Annotated in this window: 5 protein-coding genes; all 5 read right to left on the reverse strand. The window is 60.0% G+C overall.

Going from position 1 to position 5,922, the window contains the following annotated elements:
- Positions 1-1,329, reverse strand: a 1,329-nt coding sequence (locus WBP53_RS15710; protein WP_423930601.1) for an efflux RND transporter permease subunit, incomplete at its 3' end; no start/stop codon positions are given.
- A gap of 12 nt (positions 1,330-1,341) precedes the next feature.
- Positions 1,342-2,541, reverse strand: coding sequence for an efflux RND transporter periplasmic adaptor subunit (locus tag WBP53_RS15715; protein WP_423930603.1), 1,200 nt, complete (start codon positions 2,539-2,541; stop codon positions 1,342-1,344).
- Between the two features lie 193 nt (positions 2,542-2,734).
- Positions 2,735-4,906: a molybdopterin cofactor-binding domain-containing protein gene (locus tag WBP53_RS15720; protein ID WP_423930605.1), complete on the reverse strand. Its 2,172-nt coding sequence runs from the start codon at positions 4,904-4,906 to the stop codon at positions 2,735-2,737.
- Positions 4,896-5,366, reverse strand: a complete 471-nt coding sequence (locus WBP53_RS15725) for a (2Fe-2S)-binding protein (protein ID WP_423930607.1) — start codon at positions 5,364-5,366, stop codon at positions 4,896-4,898. The genes WBP53_RS15720 and WBP53_RS15725 overlap by 11 nt, the downstream gene beginning before the upstream one ends.
- Before the next feature lie 283 nt (positions 5,367-5,649).
- Positions 5,650-5,922, reverse strand: a 273-nt coding sequence (locus tag WBP53_RS15730; RefSeq protein ID WP_423930609.1) for a hypothetical protein, incomplete at its 5' end; no start/stop codon positions are given.

Genomic DNA, 5,922 nt, shown 5'->3' on the forward strand with positions numbered 1-5,922 from the left:
GACCAGCGCGGACGAAATCTCGCCCATGCTCTTTTCGGTGGCGGCCTTCGCGTCCAGGCCCTCTTCCTCCATGACGCGTTCGACGTTTTCCACCACCACGATGGCGTCATCGACCAGCAGGCCGATCGCCAGCGCGAGCCCGAACAGCGTCAGCGTGTTGATCGAAAACCCCGCGATCGAGAAAATCGCGAAGGTGCCAAGCAGCACTACCGGCACCGCGATCGCCGGGATGAGGGTCGCCCGCCAGCTTTGCAGGAACAGGTAAACCACGATAAGCACCAGGATCAATGCCTCGACAAAGGTGTGCATGACCTCTTCGATGGATGCTTCCACGAACAACGAGGTGTCGTAGACGACCTTGTAGTCGAGATCCTCGGGGAAACTTGTCCTGAGCCGAGCCAGTTCGTGCTTGATGAGTTCAGCCGTTTCCAGCGCGTCGGCTCCCGGGGCGAGGAAAATGCCGAGGATCGAAGCGGGAGTGCCATCCAGCTGACCACTGACATCGTAGTTCTTCGCACCCAATTCGACGCGAGCCACGTCACGCAGACGAATGGAACTGCCATCGGATTCGTTGCGCAGGATGATGTTTTCGAATTCTTCAACTTCGACCAACCTGCCCTGCACGCTCAGCGTGTACTGAAAGCCGGTATCCGAGCTGGCTGGCGCCATGCCGATCTGACCCGCAGGCGCCTGCACGTTTTGCGACTGAACGGCTCTGGAAATATCGGCCACGGTCAGTCCCAGGGCTGCCATGCGATCCGGCTTGAGCCAGACACGCATGCCGAATTCGGAACCGAACACGGTGACGTCGCCAACGCCGTTCAGTCGCTTCAGCGAGTCAACGACGTAGAGATAGGTGTAGTTGTTGACGAAAAGAAAATCGTAGGTTTCCTTTGGCGAGTAGATCGCGATGTACTGCAGGGTATCCGGCGAACTCTTGGTTACGGATACGCCGATATCACGCACCTCGGGTGGCAGTCGCGCGGTGACCTGAGAGACCCGGTTCTGCACTTCGACCGATGCGATATCCGCGTCGCGCTCGAGATCGAAGGTAACGTTGATGCTCGACGATCCGTCGTTTCCGGACACCGCCTTGATGTACTTCATGTCGGTCGTGCCGTTGACCTGCTGATCGATCACGGCCGACACGGACTCATTGACGACGATGGCATTCGCACCGGGATAGGAAGCGCGAATGGAAACGGTCGGCGGGGCAATGTCCGGGTACTGCGCAATGGGCAGCCCCAGCATCGACAATACGCCGGTCAGTACGAGGAACAGCGAAATTACGATCGCGAAGATCGGGCGATCAATGAAGAAGCGTGCCATGAGCTGTCCTCCTCAACCGCCAGCCGGCGCGGGAGCTGCCGGCTGCTTCTCGGTTTTCAGATCGGCTTCGGTGACTTCAATGACTTTCAGCGGCGTTCCCGGCCTCGCCTTCTGCGCCCCTTCGACGACCACCTTGTCGCCAGGCTTGAGCCCCGCGCTGATCACCCAGAGGCTTCCCTGTCTCGGACCAGGCGTGACCGATCGCAATACTGCCTTGCCATCTGCACCGACTATCGTCACGAAATAGGTGCCGAGCTTCTGCGTAACTGCGCGCTCCGGCACCAGCAGTGCGTCGTCGATGATTTCGCCTGTGACCCGAATGCGCGCGAACATGCCCGGCTTCAGGCTGTGCTCGGGATTCGGGAATTCCGCGCGCAGCCGATATGTTGCCGTACGTGAATCCAGGGCACGGTCGGCGAAATCGATCAGCCCGTCTTGAGGATAGACGCTGCCGTCAGCCAGGGTGAGCTGGACCTTGCGGGTAGGAGAATCGTCGGGCAATTCCATCTGGCCGGTGCGTCGCTGGAAGTCGAGGAGATCGCTTTCACTGACGCTGAAATAGACCCATACCGGATCGTCAGAGGAAACGGTTGCGAGCAGGGTCGATCCGGCACTGACCAGGCCGCCTTCAAAGACATCAGCAGCACCAATGCGCCCGGAAATCGGAGCAGTCACGCTGGCATACTCCAGCCCGAGTTTCGCAGCGGACAGATTGGCCTTCAGTGCGGCCACTTCAGCCTTCCCCTGGCGCGCGGTAGCCACGGCATTGTCGTAAACCTGTTTGCTGATCGCATTCTCCGCCACAAGCGGCTCATAGCGGGCCACATCAAGCTGGGCACGCGACGATGCCGCGTCGGCAGAGGCCAGCTGCGCTTCTGCAGAAGCCACTGCGGCACGGTATTCGCGGGGATCAATCGTGAAGAGCAACTCTCCTTGCTCCACGAGTGCACCATCCTGGAAGTGCTTGCCTGTGAGAATGCCGCTCACACGGGCACGGATCTCGACTTCCTGGGAGCCACGGACCTCGCCAATCAGCTCCTTGTAAATGGCGGTCGGCCGCTGGATGACATCCATAGCCTTGACCGGCAGAGCCTGCATCTGGGGCGCTGGCGCTTCCTTGCTGCAAGCAATGAGAAGCAGAGCCAGTATCAGCAGAATCGAGATGGTTCCGGCTGTGCGATAGGTGCTGGCGAATCCAGATCGAGCGTCCAAGTGCAGTTCCCCATGAAGATTTCAGGTGCGAGTGTAACTGCGCATGACTTCGAATGCCCCGCGTTGCGGACAAACCCGCCCGTTGAATTGAAAAACTACTTCAAGTTCAGGGGTTTCGAGGGGCATCGAAATTCTGCGCGCAAATTTATTGGCAGGCCGGATCCATTGATCCAGCCTGCCGATTGGCTACCCCTCAGGCCAGTATCAGGGGCAGCTTCCTCAAACGCTGGCCGGTCAAGGCGAAAATTGCATTGGCCACGGCTGGAGCGATCGGTGGCAGGCCCGGCTCGCCGACACCGCCCATTTTCTCGGCACTGGAAACAATGTGTACTTCGACCCGGGGCATTTCATCAAGCTTGAGCACCTTGTAGTCATGGAAATTGCCTTGCTCGACTTTGCCATCCTTGAATGTGATCTCGCTGTGCAGGGCGGCGCCGAGGCCAAAGGCGATAGCCGACTGCATTTGCGCCTCTACCGTCATCGGATTGACCACCGGCCCGCAATCGACCGCACAGACAACTCGATGCACGCGTATCTTGCCGTCCTCCACCGATACCTCGGCAACTTGCGCGACATGGCTGCCAAACGATTCATGCACTGCCAATCCTGCAGCATGGCCTTTCGGCAGCGGCTTGCCCCAGCCAAACTCCTTCGCAGCCAGTTCAAGCGCACGCAGGTTGCGCGAGTCGGCGGGGAGCAGTTTCCTGCGGTAGGCCAACGGGTCGACTTTTGCTGCATGCGCCAGTTCATCGACGAAACTCTCGACCACGAAACCGGTATGCGAATGGCCAACCGAGCGCCACCACAGCACGGGTATCGGACTCTCGGGCGAATGCAAATCGACGCGATACGCGGGAATGGCGGCAAGATAGGGTGAATCTGCCGCTCCTTCAAGCGACGACGCGTCAATGCCATCCTTGATCATCATCGGCGCGAAAGGCGTACCGGCCGCAATCGACTGGCCGACCACAGTGTGGGACCAGGCAGTCGGCATTCCATCCTTGCCCAGGGCAGCGCCGAATCGCGACAACCACATCGGCCGGTAGTAGCCACCGCGGATATCATCTTCGCGCGTCCAGACCAGTTTGACCGGCTTGTTCGCGACCTTGGCCACCTGCACGGCTTCCGCAATGAAATCGGAAACCGGATTGGCCCGACGACCGAAACCGCCGCCGAGGAACATCGTGTGGATGGTGACCTGCTCGGGCTTGATACCGAGGATCTGTGCGACAACACCCTGATCAACCCCCTGAAACTGGGTCCCGGTCCAGATTTCGCAGCCCTGCGCACTGATTTCAACCGTACAGTTCAGCGGCTCCATGGGCGCATGAGCCAGGTATGGCACTTCATAGTCGGCGTTCACGCGCTTTCTGGCTGACTTCAGCGCTGAATCCACGTTGCCAGCCTGGCTGGCGATCAATCCCGACTTCTCAGCGCGCTTGCGGTAGTCCGCACGCATGACCTCGGTTGACAGCGATGCGCCAGCACCATTGTCCCATTCGATTTCGAGCGCCTCACGCCCCTGCTGGGCGGCCCATGTGTGCTGGCCAAGAACAGCGATACCGCCAGGTACCTGCACCACGTCGACTACGCCCGGGATTGCCTTCGCCTTGCTTGCATCAAAGCGCGCCACGGTGCCGCCGAATACCGGAGCACGCGCGAGCATCGCGACGAGCAGACCGGGCCTGGCCACATCGAATCCAAACGACGCCACACCGGTAACCTTGGCAAGACTGTCGAGGCGTCGCGTCGGCTTTCCGATCAGCTTCCAGCGTGACGCATCCTTGAGGGCGACGTTTTCCGGAGCGATGCCTTTCGCCGCAGCATCGGCAAGCTCGCCATAGGAGGCCTTTTGCGCGCCGCAGATCACGAAGCCGTTCTCGGTGTGGCAAGTCGAAACATCGACTTTCCATGCCTGCGCGGCTGCGTTGACAAGCATCGCCCGTGCCGTCGCACCAGCCTGGCGCATTTGCTCGAAGCATTCCAGGGTGCTCGTCGATCCGCCGGTGCCCTGGATGCCGAACGCAAGGTTTGCGTACATTGTCGAATTCGGCGCGTTCATGACGCGCACCTTGGCCCAATCACAATCGAGCTCCTCAGCGAGCACCATCGGAATGGATGTCCACACACCCTGACCCATTTCGGAATGCTTTAGCAGGACGGTCACCGAGTTGTCCGAACCAATACGCACGAATGCATTCGGGTCAGTCGGTGCCGGCGTTGGCGCCTCGCCGTCCTGGGCGAACAGTCGACGTCCGCCGATCGGAATGAAGCAGGCAATGACCAGACCTCCGGCCAATGCCGTCGAGGTGGCCAGGAAGCGTCGACGCGAGGGAGCAGCCAGGATATCGGATTCATGCTTCATTGCTGCTCTCCTTGCTCAATTTCGCGGCGCGATGAACGGCAGACCGGATGCGCTGATAAGTACCGCATCGACAGATGTTGCCGGCCATCGCGGCGTCGATATCCGCATCATTCGGCTCCGCGTTGACAGTCAGCAATGCCAACGCCGACATGATCTGCCCTGATTGGCAGTATCCGCACTGCACCACGTCTTCCTCGATCCAGGCACGCTGGATCGGATGTGAACCATCGATGCCCAGGCTTTCGATCGTTGCGATTTTCTTGCCGGTGAGCGTCGAGGCGGGGGTCACGCAGGATCGAATGGCCTGACCGTCGACGTGCACCGTGCAAGCCCCGCATTGCGCCATGCCACAACCGAACTTCGTTCCGGTCAGGCCGATGACATCACGCAGCACCCAAAGCAGCGGCATGTCATCGGGCACATCAACCTCATGTTGCCGACCGTTGATATCTAGCTTCATCGGAATCACCTGGGTAGCCGCCGGAGTGCCGAGGCTACTCCAACGGAGACCTGCATGGCGAACAGAAGCGTCATCCGGCATCGCTGGATTCGCGAGATGCGCTGCCTCCCACTTCCAATGCATCACAGCCGGCTTCCCAGGCTTGCGAGGCCAACTGTTGCCTCCCTTGTCCTCGCCCTGCCCTGCCCGCCCGCGCGCACGCTGACGATCGCTGGTTTGCACGGTCCGGCCCATAGCGCAGTAGTGTTGCTGCTGGCATGACCAGCACAAACCGCCGATTCGATCAGGCGAAACTGGCGACAGACCCTTTGGCCTTCCATCCGTGCCTGTCGTAGATCAGCACACGATGCCCGAGCCTTTCCAGCTTTGCGTACGCACGATCAATCGGCTCATCACTGCACAGTTCGAGATGAACGCCGTCGGGCGCCACTGTCAATTTCGCAATCAGGGGTGCCCGGTCTCTCATCGGGATTTCCGTGCTGGAGACTCTGGACGCACGTTCTATCGGCAACTCGATACGCTGAATTTCCGTACCTGTTCTGGCAATCAGGAATAC

The sequence above is a fragment of the Dokdonella sp. genome, from assembly GCF_049593775.1.
In the GTDB taxonomy this organism is placed as follows: Bacteria; Pseudomonadota; Gammaproteobacteria; order Xanthomonadales; family Rhodanobacteraceae; genus Dokdonella.